This window comes from Streptomyces sp. NPDC048411, from assembly GCF_040704695.1.
Classification (GTDB): domain Bacteria; phylum Actinomycetota; class Actinomycetes; order Streptomycetales; family Streptomycetaceae; genus Streptomyces.
In genome coordinates this window covers 1-3,433 of sequence record NZ_JBEZKL010000271.1, presented here as the reverse complement: position 1 = coordinate 3,433, position 3,433 = coordinate 1, and the positions used below count along the sequence as shown (strand labels likewise).

Annotated in this window: 3 protein-coding genes; all 3 read left to right on the top strand. The window is 70.9% G+C overall.

Going from position 1 to position 3,433, the window contains the following annotated elements; translation table 11 throughout:
* The first annotated feature begins 648 nt into the window (after window positions 1-648).
* Genes AB0915_RS38705 through AB0915_RS38695 form a run of 3 tightly spaced genes read left to right on the top strand, consistent with a single transcriptional unit; the run spans window position 649 to window position 3,295 of the window.
* Window positions 649-1,173, top strand: coding sequence for a SigE family RNA polymerase sigma factor (locus tag AB0915_RS38705; protein WP_366696037.1), 525 nt, complete (start codon window positions 649-651; stop codon window positions 1,171-1,173).
* A gap of 10 nt (window positions 1,174-1,183) precedes the next feature.
* Complete coding sequence (locus tag AB0915_RS38700) at window positions 1,184-1,552, top strand: hypothetical protein (protein WP_366696035.1); 369 nt, start codon at window positions 1,184-1,186, stop codon at window positions 1,550-1,552.
* An 18-nt stretch (window positions 1,553-1,570) separates the two neighbouring features.
* On the top strand, window positions 1,571-3,295 hold the full coding sequence (locus AB0915_RS38695; protein ID WP_366696033.1) for a phospholipid carrier-dependent glycosyltransferase: 1,725 nt from the start codon (window positions 1,571-1,573) through the stop codon (window positions 3,293-3,295).
* The last annotated feature ends 138 nt before the right edge of the window (window positions 3,296-3,433 follow it).

Below are 3,433 nucleotides of genomic sequence, written 5' to 3'. Positions count from 1 at the left end.
ATCGGGGCGACCCTCCGCCTTGCGATCGCACGCACCAGACGCCGCCTGGCCCGCCCTACGGGCGGACGACGCTACTTTCGAAACACGCCCTAGCCCCGCCCGGCTGCGCATCATGCTCCAGCACCTGACGAAGACTCTTCACCCCGGTGTCCTCAACGACTGCTTCTATCAGCCCTCCACCGCCCTCTGCGCGAAGCGGGCGCACCACACGGGCCGCCCCCTGCCGCTGCTGACCCTGTGTCTGACCTGCCCCAATTCCCGCTGCTCCAGCGTCCACCTGCCCCGCCTGACCACCGCACGCCCCAGGCCCAGCGCCGGCACGGCAGTGTGGGGCCGCTGCCTCATTACGAGGCCTACGGACGACAGGCGAGCCGGCGTGGGGTGCCTCCCGGACGTTGCTGACGTGGCTCCGTATCCGCGCGCCTCACGTCAGGCCCCGCCGACGCCGAGTTCGGACGACGTACGTGATCCGCAACACACGGCGGAGGTGCATAGTCGGGCGGGGACCAGTGCCTTTGTAAGGGTGTGAGAGGCGAGGGTGTGTCCGCGGTCGCGCGGCGGCATACGTGGTCGGTGACACGTGTGCGGTTCCGCGAGGCCGTGGTGAAGGCCGACCTGCTCGGCGGGGAGGTCAAGGGGGCGACGCGAATGGGGCGGTTGCGGGCCGACGAGTTCGACCGGTTCGTGACGGCCCGGTGGCCGGCGTTGCTTCACCTGGCACGGCTGTTCACCGGCGGAGACCAGCACCGGGCCGAGGACCTGCTCCAGGAGGCGCTGGTCAAGCTGTGGTTCGCCTGGCCGAGGGTGGCCGAGCAGGCGCCCGAGGCATACGTGCGCAAGGTGCTGGCCCGTGCTGCGGCTCGCTCCGCACGGCGTCGCTGGTGGGGTGAACACCCCGTGGCTCAGCTGCCCGACCCGCCCGAAGTGGGGGACAAGACCGCCGCCGTGGACGAACGGGCCCGGCTGGAGGCCCTGCTGGCGTTGCTGCCGGCGCGGCAGAGGGCTGCGGTGGTGCTGCGCTACTACCAGGACCTGCCCGAGCGGCATGTCGCGGACGTGCTGGGCTGTCCGGTGGGTACCGCACGTTCACTCACGGCACGCGGCGTCGCACGGTTGCGGAAGCTTCTGGCCGAGACTGCCGAGACGCCCGAGCCGGTTGAACCGGCCGAGTGAAGAAGGAGCCATGGATCACTTCGAGCAGCAACTGGCACGGATGATGCGTGACAGCCGGCAGGACACCCCCTATGAGGACCGCCACCGGTACCGCCTGCGGGCCGCCGTCCGCGCCCGGCAGCGGGCCCGGACGGCCTGGATGGCCACCGGATCCGTGCTGACCGCCGCCGCACTCGGCATCGGACTGGTGGTCCTGGCGAACTCCTTCGCTCGGGGTGGGCCGACCGCCCCGCAGCCCCGACCCGTCACGTCGGCCGAGTCCGTCCCGATGCCGTCGACGGCCCGCCCCGCCTCCGGTGCTCAGGGGGTGCCGCTGCCGGCCCGGACCTCGACCACGAACGCAGCGACCTTGCCAGGTTCGAGCGGCCCCAGCCAGTGAGGGCAGAAGGCACACCACGTGATCCATGAGAACGCACCCGCGTCCGTCGACGAGTCACGGACGGCGGCGAACAGCCGACCGACCTCCTGGGAGCAGCGGCTGCGCCGCTTCGGTTACGTCCAGCGCCCGCGTACCTCCGTACGCGACCACCTGGTCGTACCGTTCCCCGAACCCGAACCACGGGTGTGGCGCCTGCTCGGGCTGCCCCCAGCGGCGGCGGGCCGGCTGGTGCACTGGTCGGAATGGGGCGGGCCGCTGCTGGTGGCGCTCCTCGCCGGGCTGCCGCGCTTCTGGCGCCTGGGCAGCCCGCGGGCGGTCGTCTTCGACGAGACCTACTACGCCAAGGACGCATGGTCCCTGCTGCGGCTCGGCTACGAGTGCGACTGGCCGGACCGCAAGATCTCCGACCCGCAGATCCTGGCCGACCCCCAGGTGATCTCGCTCTCCGAAACCGGGGCCTTCGTCGCGCACCCGCCGACGGGCAAGTGGGTGATCGCCCTCGGCGAGTGGATGTTCGGCCTCGACCCCTTCGGCTGGCGCTTCATGACGGCGGTTCTCGGCACGCTGGCGGTGCTGATGCTGTGCCGGACAGGACGCCGCCTGTTCCGTTCGACGCTGCTGGGCTGCCTGGCCGGAGCACTGATGGCACTCGACGGTCTGCACCTCGTGATGAGTCGCACCGCCCTGCTCGACCTCGTGGTCATGGTCTTCGTCCTGGCGGCCTTCGGATGCCTGCTCATCGACCGGGACCACGCACGGGCCCGACTCGCGGCGGCCCTGCCGGCAGACGAGGACGGCCGGGTACGCCCGGACGGACCCACCGGTGACCGTGCCGGGACGGGCGTGCGTCCCTGGCGGCTCGCGGCCGGCGTCTTCCTGGGACTGGCTGCCTCGACCAAATGGAACGGCTTGTACTGCCTAGCCTTCTTCGTGCTGCTCACCCTGCTGTGGGACGTCGGCGCCCGCCGCGTGGCGGGCGCGTACCGCCCCTACCGTGCGGTGCTGCGCAAGGACCTCGGCTGGTCGGTGCTGTCCCTCGTCCCGGTCGCCCTCCTGACGTATCTGGCGACATGGACCGGCTGGTTCCTGTCCGACGACGGTTACGGACGCCACTGGGCGGACGGCCGCGGCGGCACCTGGTCGTGGATCCCGGCCCCGCTGCGCAGCCTGTGGCACTACGAGTACGGGGTCTACCGGTTCAACGTGGGCCTGCACACCCCCCACCCATACGAGTCGAATCCCTGGAGCTGGTTGGTCCTCGGCCGCCCCGTGCTGTTCCACTACGAGTCGCCGAAACCCGGGACGGACGGCTGCCACACGACGACCGACTGCTCACAGACGATCCTCGCCCTCGGTACACCGCTGCTGTGGTGGTCGGCATGCTGCGCCCTCGTCTACCTGCTCTACCGGTGGGCGCTGCGCCGTGACTGGCGCTCCGGCGCCATCCTGTGCGCGGTCGGAGCCGGATATCTGCCCTGGTTCCTGTACCAGGACCGCACGATCTTCTCCTTCTACGCGGTCGTCTTCGTGCCGTACCTGTGTCTGGCCGTGACGATGACTCTGGGAGCCCTGCTGGGTCCGCCAGGGGTGACGGGCAGGCGCCGCACATACGGGGCGGTGGCCGCAGGCGTGCTGGTCCTGCTCATCGCCTGGAACTTCATCTACTTCTTCCCGGTCTACACCGGGCAGACGATCCCATATCCCGACTGGCGCGCCCGGATGTGGCTCGACACCTGGGTCTGAGCCCGGCCGCGCGGCCGGTAGGCCGTATCGCAGCTGAGGACGCCGCTAGGGCCTGTTCTGAGTTCCCCGCCTGCGCCCCGACGCCCGGCACGCACGCTCGCCGCACGGCGCCGCAGGACAGGTGGCTCCGCCACATGA